At 70.9% G+C, this 16,987-nt stretch carries 16 protein-coding genes; 10 read left to right on the top strand and 6 right to left on the bottom strand.

Features of this window, described 5'->3' with window-relative positions:
* Positions 1 to 16: 16 nt before the first annotated feature.
* From rpoB to pxpA, 3 genes are all read right to left on the bottom strand, one after another.
* Positions 17 to 3,526, bottom strand: coding sequence for a DNA-directed RNA polymerase subunit beta (gene rpoB / locus ABD705_RS14135; RefSeq protein ID WP_425562088.1), 3,510 nt, complete (start codon positions 3,524 to 3,526; stop codon positions 17 to 19).
* A 250-nt stretch (positions 3,527 to 3,776) separates the two neighbouring features.
* On the bottom strand, positions 3,777 to 5,408 hold the full coding sequence (locus ABD705_RS14130; RefSeq protein WP_344784687.1) for a 5-oxoprolinase subunit B/C family protein: 1,632 nt from the start codon (positions 5,406 to 5,408) through the stop codon (positions 3,777 to 3,779).
* A 33-nt stretch (positions 5,409 to 5,441) separates the two neighbouring features.
* On the bottom strand, positions 5,442 to 6,197 hold the full coding sequence (gene pxpA, locus ABD705_RS14125; RefSeq protein ID WP_344784685.1) for a 5-oxoprolinase subunit PxpA: 756 nt from the start codon (positions 6,195 to 6,197) through the stop codon (positions 5,442 to 5,444).
* An 83-nt stretch (positions 6,198 to 6,280) separates the two neighbouring features.
* On the opposite strand from pxpA, the gene ABD705_RS14120 reads away from it, so the two are divergent.
* From ABD705_RS14120 to ABD705_RS14110, 3 genes are all read left to right on the top strand, one after another.
* Complete coding sequence (locus tag ABD705_RS14120) at positions 6,281 to 7,147, top strand: spermidine synthase (protein ID WP_344784683.1); 867 nt, start codon at positions 6,281 to 6,283, stop codon at positions 7,145 to 7,147.
* Positions 7,148 to 7,254: 107 nt separating this feature from the next.
* On the top strand, positions 7,255 to 7,782 hold the full coding sequence (locus ABD705_RS14115) for a tetratricopeptide repeat protein (protein ID WP_344784681.1): 528 nt from the start codon (positions 7,255 to 7,257) through the stop codon (positions 7,780 to 7,782).
* Between the two features lie 34 nt (positions 7,783 to 7,816).
* Complete coding sequence (locus tag ABD705_RS14110) at positions 7,817 to 8,305, top strand: SprT-like domain-containing protein (protein ID WP_344784679.1); 489 nt, start codon at positions 7,817 to 7,819, stop codon at positions 8,303 to 8,305.
* A 4-nt stretch (positions 8,306 to 8,309) separates the two neighbouring features.
* Here the strand turns inward: ABD705_RS14110 and ABD705_RS14105 are convergent, their stop codons facing one another.
* Entirely contained in the window at positions 8,310 to 8,930 is a 621-nt protein-coding gene (locus ABD705_RS14105) for a 2-phosphosulfolactate phosphatase (RefSeq protein ID WP_344784677.1), read from the bottom strand.
* A 30-nt stretch (positions 8,931 to 8,960) separates the two neighbouring features.
* Between ABD705_RS14105 and ABD705_RS14100 the strand changes: the two genes are divergently transcribed.
* The gene (locus ABD705_RS14100; RefSeq protein ID WP_344784675.1) at positions 8,961 to 9,482 is read left to right on the top strand and encodes a hypothetical protein; all 522 of its coding nucleotides are present in this window, start codon (positions 8,961 to 8,963) and stop codon (positions 9,480 to 9,482) included.
* Between the two features lie 14 nt (positions 9,483 to 9,496).
* Here the strand turns inward: ABD705_RS14100 and ABD705_RS14095 are convergent, their stop codons facing one another.
* Entirely contained in the window at positions 9,497 to 9,949 is a 453-nt protein-coding gene (locus tag ABD705_RS14095) for a carboxymuconolactone decarboxylase family protein (protein ID WP_344784673.1), read from the bottom strand.
* Between the two features lie 166 nt (positions 9,950 to 10,115).
* On the opposite strand from ABD705_RS14095, the gene ABD705_RS14090 reads away from it, so the two are divergent.
* From ABD705_RS14090 to ABD705_RS14065, 6 genes are all read left to right on the top strand, one after another.
* Positions 10,116 to 10,610 carry a CBS domain-containing protein gene (locus ABD705_RS14090; protein ID WP_344784671.1) on the top strand — a complete coding sequence of 165 codons (495 nt, stop codon included), beginning with the start codon at positions 10,116 to 10,118 and terminating at the stop codon, positions 10,608 to 10,610.
* A 47-nt stretch (positions 10,611 to 10,657) separates the two neighbouring features.
* The gene (locus ABD705_RS14085) at positions 10,658 to 11,959 is read left to right on the top strand and encodes a thiamine pyrophosphate-dependent enzyme (protein WP_344784669.1); all 1,302 of its coding nucleotides are present in this window, start codon (positions 10,658 to 10,660) and stop codon (positions 11,957 to 11,959) included.
* A gap of 5 nt (positions 11,960 to 11,964) precedes the next feature.
* On the top strand, positions 11,965 to 13,011 hold the full coding sequence (locus ABD705_RS14080) for an alpha-ketoacid dehydrogenase subunit beta (RefSeq protein WP_344784667.1): 1,047 nt from the start codon (positions 11,965 to 11,967) through the stop codon (positions 13,009 to 13,011).
* Positions 13,008 to 14,357, top strand: a complete 1,350-nt coding sequence (locus ABD705_RS14075) for a dihydrolipoamide acetyltransferase family protein (RefSeq protein WP_344784665.1) — start codon at positions 13,008 to 13,010, stop codon at positions 14,355 to 14,357. The genes ABD705_RS14080 and ABD705_RS14075 overlap by 4 nt, the downstream gene beginning before the upstream one ends.
* Complete coding sequence (locus tag ABD705_RS14070) at positions 14,354 to 14,842, top strand: hypothetical protein (protein WP_344784663.1); 489 nt, start codon at positions 14,354 to 14,356, stop codon at positions 14,840 to 14,842. Before ABD705_RS14075 ends, ABD705_RS14070 begins: the two co-directional genes overlap by 4 nt.
* 63 nt (positions 14,843 to 14,905) lie before the next feature.
* The gene (locus tag ABD705_RS14065) at positions 14,906 to 15,871 is read left to right on the top strand and encodes an acetylxylan esterase (protein WP_344784661.1); all 966 of its coding nucleotides are present in this window, start codon (positions 14,906 to 14,908) and stop codon (positions 15,869 to 15,871) included.
* Here ABD705_RS14065 and ABD705_RS14060 read toward each other — a convergent pair.
* Positions 15,841 to 16,920, bottom strand: a complete 1,080-nt coding sequence (locus ABD705_RS14060) for a LacI family DNA-binding transcriptional regulator (protein WP_344784659.1) — start codon at positions 16,918 to 16,920, stop codon at positions 15,841 to 15,843. The genes ABD705_RS14065 and ABD705_RS14060 overlap by 31 nt on opposite strands.
* Positions 16,921 to 16,987 lie beyond the last annotated feature (67 nt).

The raw sequence follows: 16,987 nt of genomic DNA, 5'->3' as shown, positions 1-16,987 counted from the left end.
CTGTATCGGGCCGGGCTTAGATCTCGTCGATGGACGAGGACTCGAAGCGGCTGGAGATGTTGATGCCGAGCTCCTCCGCGGCGCGGAAGGCCTCGTCATCGGTGTCGCGAAGGTTGACCGCGGTGCCGTCGGCAGAGAGCACCTCGACGTTCAGGCACAGCGACTGCATCTCTTTCATCAGCACCTTGAACGACTCGGGGGTGCCGGGCTCCTGGATGTTCTCGCCCTTGACGATGGCCTCGTACACCTTCACGCGGCCGAGGATGTCGTCGGACTTGATCGTCAGCAGCTCCTGCAGTGCGTAGGCGGCGCCGTAGGCCTCGAGGGCCCACACCTCCATCTCACCGAAGCGCTGACCGCCGAACTGCGCCTTGCCGCCCAGCGGCTGCTGCGTGATCATCGAGTACGGCCCCGTCGAGCGGGCGTGGATCTTGTCGTCGACCAGGTGGTGCAGCTTCAGGATGTACATGTAGCCGACCGAGACCGGAGCCGGGAACGGCTCGCCGCTGCGGCCGTCGTACAGCGTGGTCTTGCCGGTGTGGTCGATCAGCCGCACGCCGTCGCGCGTGGGCAGCGTCGAGTCCAGCAGCCCCGCGATCTCCTGCTCGTGCGCACCGTCGAACACCGGGGTGGCGACCTTGGTGTTCGGGCTTGCCTGGCGGGCGACTTCGGGCAGTTCGGCGGCCCACTCGGGGTCGCCCTCGACCTTCCAGCCGGTCTTGGCGATCCACCCGAGGTGGGTCTCCAGCACCTGGCCGAAGTTCATCCGGCCGGGGATGCCCAGCGGGTTGAGGATGACATCCACCGGCGTCCCGTCGGCGAGGAACGGCATGTCCTCGACGGGCAGGATGCGGCTGATGACGCCCTTGTTGCCGTGGCGGCCGGCCAGCTTGTCGCCGGCGGTGATCTTGCGCTTCTGGGCGATGTAGACCACGACGCGACGGTTCACGCCACTGCCGAGCTCGTCGTCGCCCTCTTCCGCATTGAACTCCTTGACCGCGATGATCGTGCCCTGCTCGCCGTGCGGCACCTTCAGCGAGGTGTCGCGCACCTCGCGGCTCTTCTCGTTGAAGATCGCGCGCAGCAGGCGCTCCTCGGCGGACAGCTCGGTCTCGCCCTTCGGGGTGACCTTGCCGACCAGGATGTCACCGGGACGCACCTCGGCGCCGATGCGCACGATGCCGCGCTCGTCCAGGTCCTTCAGCAGGTCCGGGCTCACGTTGGGCAGGTCGCGGGTGATCTCCTCCTTGCCGAGCTTGGTGTCGCGGGCGTCGACCTCGTACTCCTCGATGTGGATCGAGGAGAGGGTGTCGTCCTTGACCAGGTTCTGGCTGAGGATGATCGCGTCCTCGTAGTTGTAGCCCTCCCACGTCATGAACGCCACGAGCAGGTTCTTGCCCAGGGCCAGCTCGCCGTTCTCGGTCGCGGGACCGTCGGCGATGACCTCGCCGGTCTCGACGCGCTCACCCGCGGTGACCACGACGCGCTGGTTGTAGCAGGTGCCCTGGTTGGAGCGGTCGAACTTGCGCAGGTAGTACTCCTGGGTGCCCCCGGCATCCAGCTGCACCGTCACCTTGTCGGCCGAGACCTCGGTGACCACGCCCGCGTTGGCGGCGGTGATCACGTCGCCGGCGTCGATGGCGGTGTAGCCCTCCATGCCGGTGCCGACCACGGGCGACTCGCTGCGCAGCAGCGGCACGGCCTGACGCTGCATGTTCGCACCCATCAGGGCGCGGTTCGCATCGTCATGCTCGAGGAACGGGATGAGGGATGTCGCGACCGAGACCATCTGGCGGGGCGAGACGTCCATGTAGCCGATGTCGTCCTGGTGGAACAGGTCGACCTCGCCGCCCTGGCCGCGGCGGGCCAGGATGCGGTCCTCGGCGAACGTGCCGTCGGCCTTCAGCGGGGCACCGGCCTGAGCGACGATGAAGTCGTTCTCCTCGCTGGCGGTGAGGTAGTCGATCTGGTCGGTGACCTTGCCGTTCACGACCCGGCGGTACGGCGTCTCGATGAAGCCGAACGCGTTGATGCGCGCGAACGAGGCCAGCGAGCCGATCAGGCCGATGTTCGGGCCTTCCGGCGTCTCGATCGGGCACATCCGGCCATAGTGGCTGGGGTGCACGTCGCGCACCTCGACGCCGGCGCGCTCACGCGACAGACCGCCGGGGCCCAGCGCCGACAGCCGGCGCTTGTGCGTCAGGCCCGCGAGCGGGTTGTTCTGGTCCATGAACTGCGACAGCTGGCTGGTGCCGAAGAACTCCTTGATCGCGGCGACCACAGGGCGCACGTTGATCAGGGTCTGCGGCGTGATCGCCTCGATGTCCTGGGTGGTCATGCGCTCGCGCACGACACGCTCCATGCGCGACAGACCGGTGCGCACCTGGTTCTGGATGAGCTCGCCGACGGCGCGGATGCGACGGTTGCCGAAGTTGTCGATGTCGTCGATGTCCATCCGGATCTCGACATCCTTGCCGCCGCGGCGGCCCTCGAACGTGGTGTCGCCGCGGTGCAGGCGCACCATGTACTTGATCGTCTGGACGATGTCGGCGACGGTCAGCACCGAGTCCGACAGCGGCGCCTCGATACCCAGCTTCTGGTTGATCTTGAAGCGGCCGACCTTGGCCAGGTCGTAGCGCTTCGGGTTGAAGTAGAAGTTGTCCAGCAGCGCGCGGGCGGCCTCGGCGGCCACCTGCTCACCCGGACGCAACTTGCGGTAGATGTCGCGCAGGGCGTCTTCCTTGGTCAGGATGGCGTCCTTGCTCAGGGTGTCCTCGATGGAGTCGAACCCGGCGAACTCGTTCAGGATGTCTTCACTGGACAGGCCCAGGGCCTTCAGGAACACCGTGACCGACTGCTTGCGCTTGCGGTCGATGCGCACGCCGACCTGGTCGCGCTTGTCGACCTCGAACTCGAGCCAGGCGCCACGGCTGGGGATGATCCGGGCCGAGACGATGTCCTTGTCACTGGTCTTGTCGGCGACCCGGTCGAAGTACACACCCGGCGAGCGCACCAGCTGCGAGACGACGACGCGCTCGGTGCCGTTGATGATGAACGTGCCCTTGCCGGTCTGCAGCGGGAAGTCGCCCATGAAGACGGTCTGCGTCTTGATCTCACCGGTCTGGTGGTTCATGAACTCGGCCTCGACGTACAGCGGGGCGGAGTAGGTCTTGCCGCGTTCCTTGCACTCCTCGATGGAGTACTTCTCCGGCTCGAGGTAGGGGTTCGTGAAGCTCAGCTGCATCGTCTCGCTGAGGTCTTCGATCGGCGAGATCTCTTCGAAGATCTCCTCCAGACCGCTGTTCTCGGGCACATCGTGCCGACCGGCGGCCTTGGCCTCGTCGACGCGCGCCTTCCACGCGTCGTTTCCGATGAGCCAGTCGAACGACTCGGTCTGCAGCGCGAGCAGATCCGGGACGGTCAGCGTGTCGGTGATCTTGGCGAACGAGAGGCGGGATGCTCCGCGGCCGTTCTTCGGGGTGGTGGTGGATGCGTGGGGCGCAACAGCCAAGGGGATAACCTCCATGAGCCCTGCGGGCTTCGGTTCCTTGTCGACAGGTGGCGTGCTTCAGTCCCCGAACCCTGCGCGCCTCACGTCGCCGGCCATTGCACAACCCTTGCGGGATGGGCTTTGGACAGGCGGGGGCACGCAGGCACAGCCGACCACCATATGAGGGCAGGGAGGACCAGAGCGCAACTACCTACTATATGTCTTCAGACACACCATGTCCAGCCGGAATCTTGACGAGGCCGCATTACTGCGGTATAACACCCGATCAGTCCGCGGGCGGCGCATGCCGGAACCGGATGCGGGTGCCGGGCCGCGCCTGCGCCAGCACGTCGAGCGAGTCGTCGGTGACGGCGGCGATGACCGGATATCCCCCGGTCACCGGCCCGTCCGCCATCAGGATCACGGGGCGCCCGTCCGGCGGCACCTGCAGCGCGCCCGGGGTCATCCCCTCGCTGGGCAGCTCGTCCGTGCGCGCCCGCTCCAGCGCGGGCCCGTCGAGCCGGATGCCGACCCGATCGGCCTGTGCGCTGACGGTCCAGACGGTGTCGAACAGCGCGGCGCGGGCGGATGCCGGGAACCAGTCGGCTCGCGGACCCGGAGCCAGCACGAGGTCCAGATCGCCGGTGGCGGGCGCTCCCCAGGTGTCCTGCTCGGCGGTGGGGATCGGAACGGCCGGATGCAGGCCGACGGCGATCGACTCGCCCGCGGCCAGCGGCGCGCGGCCGAGCCCCGCCATCATGTCGGTCGACTGCGACCCGGCGACGACGTCGGCGTGGATGCCCCCGCGCACGGCGAGGTAGGCGCGCGCGCCGCGCGCGAACCAGTCCAGCTCGAGCTCGGTCCCGGCGGGCCACTCGTAGGCCTGGTAGGGGTCGAGCTCCCGGCCGTCCAGCCGGATCGGGCCCCACGCGCCGGCGACGGCGAACCACAGCGGGCGGTGCGCCCTGGCGCGGAAGCCGCCCATCGTGATCTCCAGCGCGGCGGCATCCTCGGCGTTGCCGACCAGCCGGTTCGCGGTGCGCAGCGAGCGCCGATCGAGGGCGCCCGACACGGCGATCCCGGCGCCGGCGCGACCCGGTCGGCCGAGGTCCTGCACCGTGGTCAGCAGGCCCGGCTCGGCGACCTCGATCGCGCCGTCTTCGGGCGCGGCCGGCCGGGACTCCGACTGTGCGGCGCCCGCCGGGCGGAACTCCTCTTCTTCGGCGCCGGACCGACCCGAATCCACCCGATCCGCCCCGGCGAGGCTCGGATCGAAGGAGTTCCGCCCGCGACCGGCCGGCGCCTCGCGGAAGCGCACCCGCATTCCGGGCACGAGCAGCGCCGGGTCGGCGGCGTCCACGTCGAACAGCACCGCATCGGTGGTGCCGACCAGCCGCCAGCCGCCGGGCGTCGGGCGCGGATACGCGCCGCAGTACGCCCCGGCCAGACCCACCGCGCCGGCCGGCACGCGGGTGCGCGGCGACGCCAGCCGCGGCACGTCCAGCGACCAGCCGTCACCGATCAGGTAGCCGAATCCGGGCGCGAAGCCGGTGAACGCGACCGTCCACGCGGTCTCCTGGTGGCGGCGCACCAGCGCCTCGACGCTCATACCGACGAGCGCCGCGGTCTCGGCGAGGTCGGGACCGTCGTAGGCGATCGACAGCACGACCTGCGCCGCGGCGGCGGCCGCGGCATCCGGCACCGGCTCGGCAGCGGCGGCCTGCTCGATCCAGGCGCGCGCGGCCGACAGCGGCAGCGCGTGCGGATCGACGCGCACCAGCACCGTGCGCGCGGCCGGCACGAGGTCCTTCACCCCATCGGCGCGTCGGCGCACCAGGCGCGTGTACAGCGACAGCACGTCCCCCTGCGGGTCGACCTCGACGAGCAGGGCGCTCAGGCCCAGCGGCAGGATCCGCACAGCGACATTCCTTTCAGTCAGCAGGGTATTCGGTCACCAGGGGGCACAGACGGCGATCTCGGCGGCATCCAGCGCCGCCCGCACCGCCCGCGCCATCGCGACGGACTCGGGGGTGTCGCCGTGGACGCAGCAGGATGCCGCGGCGACCGTGATGACGGTCCCGTCGACGGCCTCGACCTCGCCGGTCTGCGCGAGCCGCACGGCACGGGCGGCCACCAGCGCCGGGTCGTGCACCAGGTCGCCGGGCTGCCCGCGGGGCACGAGGGTGCCGTCGGGCAGGTAGCCGCGATCGAGGAACGCCTCCTGCACAAACGGCAGCGCGGCCGCCTGGGCGGCGTCGGCGAGGGCAGCACCCTGCGCGAGGATCGGGATGGCGCGACCGAGGCGGTCGCTGAGCTCGGCGACCGCTTGGGCCACGGCAGCGGCCTGCTCGGGGTCGGCGCCGGCGGCGTGATAGAGCGCGCCGTGCGGTTTGACGTAGCGGATGTCGGCGCCGGCGGCGGCGAGCGCGGCGAGCTGATCGGCGATGACGGCGTGCAGCCGGGCGGGCTCGAGGTGCATCGCGACGCGGCCGAAATGCGCGCGATCGGGATAGGACGGGTGCGCGCCGATCGCCACGCCCGTACGCGCGGCGCGCAGGGCCGCGTCGTGCATGGAGGCGGCATCCCCCGCGTGCCCGCCGCAGGCGATGCTCGCGCTGGAGACCACCGCGAACAGGGCTTCGTCATCGGCCGTCGCGACCCCGTCGACGGTCTCGCCGAGATCCGCATTGACGTCGATCGTGCCCATGCTTCCACGGTAACGCGCCGGGCCGCCGCGGTCGCGGTCGACGTTCGGCAGGTGGCGTGTCTGCGGCGGGTAGCGTGGTGCGGGTGGGCAGGGCGCGCGGCGGGGTCGAGGATGCGCCGCAGGCGCGCCTGAGCGACGGCACGATCGCGCGCATCATCCCGAGCCCGGTCACCGGCGGCCATGAGCTGGTCGTGGGCGAGACCCCGCAGTCGCACGTCGACTTGGACGACCCCACCCACCTCCACTTCGAATACGTCGCCCGGATGGGCGCGGTCATCGACCAGCTGCGCAGGCCCGGGCAGCCCCTGACCGCGGTGCACCTGGGCGCCGGCGCGCTGACGATCCCGCGCTACATCGCGCAGACCCGCCCCGGCTCCCGCCAGCAGGTCATCGAGATCGAGCCGGCGCTGGTCGACCTCGTGCGCGCGAACCTGCCGCTGCCGCGTGGAGCGGCCATCCGAGTGCGCATCGGCGACGCCCGCGCGGGGCTCGGCCGGCTGCCCGCCGCTCTGACCGGCAATGTCGACCTGCTCGTCTCGGACGTGTTCGCCGGGGCGCAGACCCCCGCACACCTGACGACGGTGGAGTTCTACACCGCGGCATCCGCCCTGCTCGCACCCGAGGGCGTGCTGCTGGTCAATGTCGCCGACGGTGCCGGGCTGGCCTTCGCCCGCCGCCAGGTGGCCACCGTGCGCGCCGTGCTCCCCCACGTGATCGTGCTCGCCGAAGTGCAGACCCTGAAGGGCCGCCGGTTCGGCAACCTGGTGGTCGCGGCCTCGGCGGCCGAGCTGCCGACGCAGTGGCTGCCGCGGCTGATGGCAGCGGGCCCGCACCCCGCCAAGGTCGCGCAGGGCCGCGAGCTGGACGATTTCGCCGGCTCGCTGACGCCGGTGATGGATGCCGCGGCCATCCCCTCGCCGATGCCGGCGCCGTCGCTGTTCGGGCACTGAGGGCCGCGGCGCCCGCGCGGGCGCCGCGGCACGCTCCCGGCGTGCCCCCGGCCGCCCCGCGAGCGGGTCGTGCACACTGGAAGGACCGGACGCGAAGGGAGTTCACGGTGAGCTATATCCAGGGATACGATCCTGACACCCTCCGCGAGATCGTCGACCTGCACCAGTGCCGCCAGCGCCTCGAGGAGATCGGCGCGCAGCGCAGCCTGCCCGCGCTGCTCGAGCGGGTCTGGCTGCTGAAGGTGCTCGGCGAGCTGGACGAGGCGCTGACGGTCGCCGACGACGCCGTGCGCCAGGCGCGGATGGCCGGCACCCGCCGGGATCTGCTGCGGGCACGGATCCTGCATGCGACGATCCTGCAGCACCGCGGGTCGTTCGCGGCGGCGGTCGCCGAGATCACCACGTGCGCCGAAGAGGCCGACGGCCAGGGCTGGACGAGCATCGCCGCGTTCGCCTGCCAGCACCGCGGCAAGGTGCACTTCGACGCCGAGGACTTCGACGCCGCGCGCGCGGACTTCAAGCGGGCGCTGTTCCTGCGGCAGGAATCGGATGCCACGGATGGGCAGCTGCAGTCCCTGCTGGCGGCCATCGACACGACCGAGCGGCGGCGGGCAGAGGCATCCATCGCCGTCTGACCGCAACGTCGTAGGTATCTTCTAGTGTCCTCACATGTCTGAATTGCAGCGAGTGCGCGCCTGGGCGGACGCGCTGATCGCGCTTCATCTGGATCCGTCCTGGACGTTCGGCTTCGACAACGCGAAGCGCCGCGCCGGGCTGTGCGACTACACGCACAAGCGCATCAGCGTGTCGCGCTATCTCGCGGCGCGCTATGACGACGACACCAATCACCAGACCCTGCTGCACGAGGTCGCACATGCGCTGGCCGGCTCCGGCGCCGGCCACGGCCCGGCCTGGAAGCGGGCCGCGCGCGGCCTGGGCTATGTCGGCGGTCGCACGCACGACGGCGAAGCGGCCACCGAGCTGGCGCCGTGGGTGGGGGTGTGTCCGGCCGGGCACACCGCCTATCGGCATCGGCGGCCGACCCGCTCCACGTCATGTGTGAAGTGCGCGCCGCGGTACGACGCCCGCTACCTGTTCACCTGGACCCGCCGCGAGATCTCACCGGCGACCCGGCTGGCGGCGATGACGCCGCGCTGAGCGCCTACGAGCGCGGGATGAACACGCCGTCCTGCAGGACCGCGACGGCATCGGCCGCCTCGAGAGCGGCCGCGCTGCGGACATAGTCGGCGAGGCCGCGCGCGACCAGCTCCTGACCGGAACTGCTCGCCAGCAGCAGGTGTCGCAGGGCGCCGCGCAGGCCGCCGAACGCGATGCCGGCGACGGCCGCCTCCGGCGACGAGTGGTCCAGGCCGACCGCCGCCAGCGCGTCGACGACGGCGCCGGCACCCAGCTGGTCCTCGACGGCGACGCGCAGTGCACCGGAATCCGACACTTCTCCCGCCGCGAGCACCGACACGCTCACGCGCACGCCGCGGCGATGCTGCTCGGCCAGCACGGCCCGTGCGACGGCGGTGGGATTGCGCAGGCAGCCGGCGAGCACGAGAGCACCGGATGCCGCGGCCGCCCTCGCGAGCGCGGCGACCGGTTCCGACACGGCGGAATCCAGCGCGAACGGACGGCCGTCGGCGACGGCTCCGGTCGCGTCGGTGCCCAGGCCCAGCACGTCGACGATCACGACGATGTCGGCGGGGGCGAGCCGGGCCAGGCCCTCCAGGCCCCAGTCGAAGCGCACCTGGAAGAAGGATTGAGAGGTGGCGGCCACGGCTGAAATCCTACGGTGCGAGACTGAGGCATGCGCATCCTGCTCAAGCTCGTGGTCGACTGCGACATGGATGCCGCGTGGCGGGCGCTGCACTCCCCCCGCGCCCTGGCCGAACTCGACGGTCCGTTCGTGACACTCGGCGCCCTGGACCGGCTGCCCACCTCGTGGACGCCGGGCGACGACGCGATCGTCGATCTGGCGCTCGGGCCGGTGCCACTGGGCCGCCAACTGATCGACATCAGCGTCAGCGAACGGATGCACGCCGGGCAACGGGTGCGGATCCTGCGCGACACCGGCATCGGGTTGTCCGGTCCGCTGGCTGCGCTGGACGTGTGGGACCACCAGATGGCCGTCAGCGCCGCGCCCCGCGACCCGGAGCGGACGCTGTGGCGCGAGCGCCTCGTGATCGGCGGAGCCGCTGCGCCGGCCCTGTGGCCGGCGCTGTGGGCGGTGTGGCAATGGCGGTCGTTGCGCATCCGCCAGCTCGCGCCGACCTGGGCCTACGACCCGGAGTCCGATCGACCACCGGCGCAGCCGCCGGCTTCCGTCTGACCGGCGGCGCGAAGTCAGGCCGGCTCCGGCTCGGGCTGCTGGTGCGTCGAGATGGCCAGTCGGTTCCACACGTTGATCGCGGCGATCGCGGCGATCAGGGTCGCGGTCTCGCGTTCGTCGAACTGGGCGCGGACGGCATCCCACACGTCGTCGGGCACCCCGTCCTCTGAGATCAGGGTGATCGCCTCGGTCAGCGCGAGCGCCGCCCGCTCCGCGTCGGTGTAGAGGCCATCGACCTCACGCCAGGCGCGCAGCACGTCAATGCGCCGGTTGGTCTCGCCGGCCGCACGCGCTTCATGCGCGTGCATGTTCAGGCAGTAGGCGCACCCGTTGATGCCGGATGCCCGAAGCTTGACGAGGTTGATCAGCGAGTGCGGCAGCGGGCCGGCCGCGACCGCCTTCTCCAATCCGAGCACACCCTTGAACCCCTCCGGGAATGCCTCACCGAAATTCAACCGCTCACTCATGGATTCCACCTCTCACTGCCGCGACACGGTCTGTTCGACAGCCGCTCGTCCTCCTTCCGGTCTACACCCGCAGACGCGGGGTGGGATCCGGGCGCGAGGGACCTCGGCGCTTACCCGAGGGGGCCGCGATCCTGATAATCTGCGTTACAGGGACAGAGGTGAAGGCATGGAGTCACAGGCACGTGCGGCGGCGGGCATCACGGCCGGTCAGGCGATGACGGCGCCCGTCATCACGGTCGGCCCGGATGCCACGATCGCGAGCATCGCCGAGACGATCACCTCCGCACGCATCAGCGCCGTGCCGGTGGTCGACTCGACCGGCACCGTGCTGGGGCTGGTCAGCGAACTGGATCTGCTCGCCCGCAGCGGCCGGATCGCGCGGGATGTCATGACCACGGCCGTGATCAGCGTCACGACCGACACCGATATCGAGCAGGTGCGCCGCATCCTGGTGGATTCGCGGATCCGCCGTGTCCCGGTGCTGTCTTCCGGCCGCCTGGTCGGGATTCTCAGCCGACGCGATCTGGTCGGCCGGATGATGGAATGGGCCTGTGGCGTCTGCGGCGAAACCGTCCGCGGCGCCCACCCACCGCTGGTATGCCCGAAATGCGGGGGAAGCGAGGACCGGTTCACGCTGCAAGAGCAGCCACCCGGACCGTGACGAAACACGCGGCCACAAGCCGCGGTGTTCGGTGAGAGGGATTCACAATGGCCGGACGAACGCAGGATCCGCAGCGCAAGACCGCCGCCACCGGCGGCGCGCGCGCGGACGAGGCGAAAGCGTCGACACCACCTAAGAAGACATCCGCGAAATCAGCGGGTGACCGTACGAAAGCTGATGCCGCAGTCACCGCGGACACCGGCACCTCGCACGCACCCGCTCAGCGCGCACCCGCGAAGCGCACCGCGGCCAAGTCGTCGCCGGCGGCGGCATCCACTTCCGCTGTGCGACAGCCGGATGCGGCGACCCGGACCGCGTACTACCGCGAGATGGCGCTGATCCGCGAGTTCGAGCAGCGCGCCGGTGAGATGTACACCCGCGCCAAGATCGGCGGGTACTGCCACCTGAACCTCGGCGAAGAGCCCACCGTGGTCGGACTGATGTCGGCGCTGCGCGAGACCGACTACCTGTTCACGAACTACCGCGACCACGGTTACGCGCTCGCCCGCGACATGGGCACCGGCCGCGTGATGGCCGAGCTGTTCGGCCGCGAGGACGGCGTGTCCAAGGGCCTGGGCGGCTCGATGCACATGTTCGACGCCGACAAGCGGATGCTGGGCGGCTACGGCATCGTCGGCGGTCAGCTGCCGCTGGCCACCGGGGCTGCACTCGCCCTGACCTACCGCGGCAAGCCCGGCCCCGACGCCGAGGCCGTGATGTGCCAGATGGGCGACGGCACGACCAACATCGGGGCATTCCATGAATCGCTGAATCTCGCCGCGATCTGGAACCTGCCGATCGTCTACGTGATCATCAACAACGGCATGGGCATGGCCACGACGGTCGAGCACGCGTCGGGCGAGCCCGACCTGTACAAGCGCGGCTGCTCGTACCGGATCCCGGGGCGCCGCATCGACGGCGACGACCCCGAGGTCGTGCGCCAGGCGGCCGTCGAGATGCTGACCGCGGCGCGCGAGCAGCGCCAGCCGGGGCTGCTCGAGGTCATGTCGTACCGGCTGCGCGGCCACTCCGTGGTCGACCCGGCCCGGTATCGCAGCAAGGAGGAGGTGGCGCACCTCAAGGAGGTCGACCCGCTGCCCGCCTACCGCGCCCGGCTGATCGCCGACGGCGTGCTCGATGAGCGCGCCGCGAAGGAGATCGAGGCGGATGCCGTCACCGAGGTCGCCTCGGCGATCGCGTTCGCCGACGCCAGCGCCGAGCCCGGCCCCGAGAAGCTGTTCGATTACACGTATGCGACTGATGTGGCTAGCGCCTCGCGGCTGATGCCGGGCGACCCGGTGATGGCGGCCGGCTGGGATGCCGTCGGCGCAGAGAAGCAGGAGGCATGACGGCGATGGCCGACAAGACAGACCAGGCCGCGGCATCCGCCCCGGAGATCACCTATCGCCAGGCGCTGCACGACGCGCTGCGCGAGGAGATGGCACGCGACGAGAAGGTGATCCTGCTCGGCGAGGAGATCGGCATCTTCGAGGGGTCGTACAAGATCACCGCGGGTCTGCTGAAGGAATACGGCCCGGAGCGGGTGCGTGACACCCCGATCGCCGAAGAGGGCTTCGTCGGCGCCGCCATCGGCTCGGCCATGCTCGGCATGCGGCCGGTCGTGGAGATCATGACGATCAACTTCTCGCTGATCGCGATCGACCAGATCGTCAACCACGCGGCGAAGATCTACGGCATGTTCGGTGGGCAGACCTCGGTGCCGATGGTCATCCGCACCCCGGGCGGCGGCGGCCAGCAGCTGGCGGCCACGCACTCGCAGAACCTCGAGGTCTGGTACGCGCACGTGCCCGGGCTGAAGGTGCTCGCGCCCTCCACCCCGGCCGACGCGAAGGCGATGCTGATCGCGGCGATCCGCGACGACGACCCGGTGCTGCTGCTGGAGAACCTGTCGCTGTACAACACGAAGGGCCCGGTGCCGGCCGGCGAGCACGTCGCCGAGATCGGCAAGGCCAAGGTGACGGTGCCGGGCACCGACCTCACCGTCGTCGGCTACTCGCGTTCGGCGGTGATCGCCAAGGACGTCGCGCAGCGGATGGCCGCGCAGGGCGTGTCGATCGAGGTCGTCGACCTGTGCAGCCTGCGGCCGCTGGACCGCGAGACCATCGTGCGCTCGGTCGCCAAGACCGGCAAGGCCATCGTCCTGGAGGACGACTGGCTCACCTATGGCGTCGGCGCCGAGATCGCCGCGACCATCGGCGAGGGCGCCTTCGATTATCTGGATGCTCCGGTGCGGCGCGTGGCGGCGGCGGAGATTCCGCTGCCCTATGCCAAGTCGCTGGAGCGCATCGCACTTCCGGACGCCGACGCGCTGATCCGGGTCATCAACGAACAGCTCGACGCGACCGGGTTCGCGCGCGCGAAGGGGGACCGCAAGCCATGACCGATGTCTTCATGCCGCGCCTGTCAGACACCATGACCGAAGGCGCGATCGCCCAGTGGCTCAAGGCCGAGGGCGACACGATCGAGCGCGGCGACGTCATCGCCGAGATCGAGACCGACAAGGCCGTGATGGACCTGGAGGCCTACGAGGCCGGCGTGCTGGAGAAGATCCTGGTCGAGCCCGGCGAGTCGGTCGCCATCGGCGCCCCGATCGCGCGGATCGGCGACGGCTCCGGCAGCTCGGATGCCGGTGGTGCGGATGCCGATGCGGCCGACGGTGCCGATGCGGCGGATGCCGATGCGGCCGACGGTGCCGACACGACGGATGCCGATGCGGCCGGGGATGCCGACTCCAGCGCTGCTGAGGCTGCCGAACCTGCCGCCGAGGCGGCGCCCGCTGCCGCGCCCGAAGCCCCGGCCCAGCAGGCCGAGACGTCGGGCAAGATCAAGGCGACGCCGCTGGTGCGGTCGCTGGCTCGCAGCAACGACATCGATCTGGCCACGGTCACCGGCAGCGGTCCCGGCGGTCGGATCATCCGCGCCGACATCGAGCAGCTGCTCGGCAAGCCCGTCGGAGCGGCAGCGGCACCCGCCACGGCCCCGGCCGCAGCATCCGCCCCGGCAGCGCCGGCCGTCGCCGCTCCCGTGGCCACGGCCGCCGACGACGACGAGCGCGTGCCGATGTCGCAGATCCGCAAGGTGACCGCGCGGCGGCTGACCGAGGCGGCGCTGGTGCCGGTGTTCCAGCTGACGACAGTGCTGGACGCCTCGCGCCTGGGTGAGCTGCGCAAGGAGATCAACGCACGGCTGGCCGATTCGGGCGTGAAGGTGAGCGTGACCGACCTGTTCGTGCGCGCCATCGCGGTGGCGCTGCGACAGCACCCCGAGGTCAACGCCTCGTTCGGCGGCGACGCGATCCTGCGCCGCAAGCACGTGAACGTCGGTGTCGCCGTCGCCCTCGAAGACGGCCTGGTGGTGCCGGTGATCAAGGACGCCGACCGCAAGTCGGTCGGCGAGATCGGCGCCGAAGTCAAGGACCTCGCCGCACGGGCCCGCGCCGGGCGCCTGAAGATCGACGAGATGACCGGCGGCACGTTCTCGCTGAGCAACCTGGGCATGTACGGGATCGACTCGTTCACCGCCGTGATCAACCCGCCCGAGGCGGCGATCCTCGCGGTCGGCTCGACCGTGGACGAGCCGGTCGTCATCGACGGCGAGGTGCAGGTGCGCCCGCGCACCCGGCTGACCCTGACGGTGGACCACCGGGTGCTCGACGGCGCGACGGCGGCCGCGTTCCTGCGGGACCTGACCGACCTGCTGGCCGAGCCGCTGCGGATCCTGGTGTGAGCGCGGCCGCCTCCGGCGGCGTGCGCAGCGTGCGTGCGGCCCTGCGCCGGGCGCTGCCGTACTTCATCGCCGCGGCGGTGTGCATCATCGTCGGCGGTGCGCTGGCCGCCGCCACCGCGTACGTCACGACGCAGAAGACCGCGTGGGCGACGGCCTACATCGTGCTGGTCGGCGGCGTCGCACAGGCCGTGCTCGGGGCGGCGCTGGGCTGGATCGCGACGCACGCACGGATGCCGGTGGTCTGGACGGCATTCGTGCTGTGGAACCTCGCCAACATCGGCGTCGTCGCCGGTCAGCTGACCGGCGTCATCGCGCTGACCTTCCTCGGCGGAGCCGCCTTCGTCATCGCGCTGATCCTGATCATCGTCGCGACCCTGCGGGCCGGGCCCGCCCACCCCGTCCTGCTGTGGGCCTTCCGCATCGTCGTGGTGCTGCTGGTGGTGAGCACCCCGACCGGACTCGTGCTGGCCGCCCTCGGGCGCTGAGCCACTCGCCCCACCCCACCCTCAGGCCCGCCCACCGGTCGAGAGTGCAGTACCGTGATGGGCGTGGCGCAGACCGACCTTCCCCTTGACGACCTCCGCACCTTTCGCCCCGCCGTCGCGGAGCCTGCCGACTTCGACGAGTTCTGGCAGCGGACACTGGCCGAATCCCGCGCGTTGCGCACGCCGCCGACACTGGTCCCGGCCGTCACGCCGATCACCGAGATCATCGTCGAAGACCTCACCTTCGCCGGATTCGGCGGCGAGCCGATCCGCGCGTGGGTGACCCGCCCCCGCGGCCACACACCCCACCCGGCCGTGGTCGAATACATCGGCTACAACGGCGGGCGCGGCATCCCCGGCGAGCGCCTCGCGTGGGCGGCGGCGGGCTACGTGCACGTGCTGATGGACACCCGCGGCCAGGGCAGCGGGTGGGGCACCGGCGGCGACACCCCCGATCCGCACGGCTCGGATGCCGCAGTGCCCGGATTCATGACCCGCGGCATCGCCGACCCCGACACGTACTTCTATCGGCGCGTCTTCACCGACGCCGCACTCCTGATCGACACCGTGTGCGACTTCGACTTCGTCGACGCCGGCCGCGTCAGCGTGACCGGCGGCAGCCAGGGCGGCGGCATCACGCTCGCCGCCGCCGCACTGAACCCGCACGTGCGCACCGCGATGCCCGATGTGCCGTTCCTGTGCCACTTCCGCCGCTCGGTCGAACTGACGCCCGGCAACCCCTACCAGGAGGTCGAGCGCTACCTGGCCGTGCACCGCGACCGCGTCGAGAACGTCTTCGCGACGCTCTCGTACTTCGACGGCGTCAACTTCGCGCGCCGGATCACCGCGCCGGCGCTGTTCTCGGTGGCGCTGATGGACGAGACCGTACTGCCTTCGAGCGTCTTCGCGGCATACAACCTGTGCGGCAGCGCCGACCGGTCGATCGAGGTCTATGCGTTCAACGGCCACGAGGGCGGACTGACCGCGCAGTGGCTGCGTCAGACCGCCTGGCTGGCCGCCCGGCTCTGAGCGTCGGCGATCGCGGCCGGCGACGGGGCGGGCGCCGTGCTCTGGCGCACGACGAGGTGGGCCGGCAGGTGCACGTACTGCTGCTCGAGCTCGCCGCGGCGCAGCATCTGGACAACCATCTGCAGCGCCTGCGCACCCATGTCGTGCAGCGGCTGCGCGACCGTGGTCAGCTGCGGCGTGCTCGTGGCCGACTCGGGGACGTTGTCGAAACCCACGATCGACAGCTCTTCGGGCACCCGGATGCCCATTTCGCGTGCGACATCGAGCACCCGCACCGCCGACAGATCGTTCGCCGCGAAGATCGCCGTCGGTCGGTCCGGCAGGCTCAGCAGCTCCTGCGCCGCGCGCGTGGTCGGCTTGCCCCAGTACGCGCCCTCGCGCACCAGGTCCGGGTCGAAGGCGATCCCGGCCTCGGCCAGCGACTCGCGGTAGCCCTGCTCGCGCAGCAGGGCGGATTGCAGGTCGCCGCGGCCCCGCACGTGCGCGATGCGACGGTGCCCCAGCGAGATCAGGTACCGGGTCGCGATGCGTGCGCCCTCGGCGTTGTCGGTGTCCACCGCCGGCACGTCGCCCAGGCCGGTGTGCGGGTCGATCGCCACGATCGGCACCGGCGCACCGGCGACCTGCACGGTCGGCGTGACGATGATGGCCGCATCCACGAGCGTTCCGGCCAGCCGCGACAGCGACCGGCGCTCCCAGCCGACTCGCGCTTCGTCGGTGAGGGCCCCGGCGTAGGCCAGCAGCTCGTACCCCGACCCCACCGCGGCCGCCGAGATGCCTTTGAGCAGCTCGGTCGAGAACGGTTCGAACCCGGCCACCAGAATGCCGATCACGTTGGTGCGATGGCTGCGCAGGCTGCGGGCGACCAGGGACGTCTCGTACCCGAGCTCGTCGATGACCGCCGAGACCTTCGCGATCGTGTTCTGCGCGACGCCGTACCGGCCGTTGGCCACCTTCGACACTGTGGCCACCGAGACCCCGGCCGCCCGCGCGACATCGTGGATCGTCACCCGCGCCGGCAGCATTCGGCCCCTGTAGTCCTCGCTCACACGCTCACGCTACAACACGGCGAGCCGATTTGATAACGATTTCGACAACGGTGTCGAAAACGATATC

Origin of the sequence: Microbacterium kribbense (assembly GCF_039537285.1) — a bacterium.
Lineage (GTDB): Bacteria > Actinomycetota > Actinomycetes > Actinomycetales > Microbacteriaceae > Microbacterium > Microbacterium kribbense.
The sequence above is the reverse complement of the archived record's forward strand: the minus strand, read 5'-3'. Positions and strand labels throughout refer to the sequence as shown.

Coding starts and splice junctions, on each gene's coding strand:
- rpoB (WP_425562088.1), bottom strand. CDS start 3,526: ATGGAGGTTATCCCCTTGGCTGTTGCGCCCCACGCATCCACCACCACC.
- ABD705_RS14075 (WP_344784665.1), top strand. CDS start 13,008: ATGACCGATGTCTTCATGCCGCGCCTGTCAGACACCATGACCGAAGGC.
- ABD705_RS14095 (WP_344784673.1), bottom strand. CDS start 9,949: ATGAGTGAGCGGTTGAATTTCGGTGAGGCATTCCCGGAGGGGTTCAAG.
- ABD705_RS14080 (WP_344784667.1), top strand. CDS start 11,965: ATGGCCGACAAGACAGACCAGGCCGCGGCATCCGCCCCGGAGATCACC.
- ABD705_RS14100 (WP_344784675.1), top strand. CDS start 8,961: ATGCGCATCCTGCTCAAGCTCGTGGTCGACTGCGACATGGATGCCGCG.
- pxpA (WP_344784685.1), bottom strand. CDS start 6,197: ATGGGCACGATCGACGTCAATGCGGATCTCGGCGAGACCGTCGACGGG.
- ABD705_RS14110 (WP_344784679.1), top strand. CDS start 7,817: ATGTCTGAATTGCAGCGAGTGCGCGCCTGGGCGGACGCGCTGATCGCG.
- ABD705_RS14085 (WP_344784669.1), top strand. CDS start 10,658: ATGGCCGGACGAACGCAGGATCCGCAGCGCAAGACCGCCGCCACCGGC.
- ABD705_RS14090 (WP_344784671.1), top strand. CDS start 10,116: ATGGAGTCACAGGCACGTGCGGCGGCGGGCATCACGGCCGGTCAGGCG.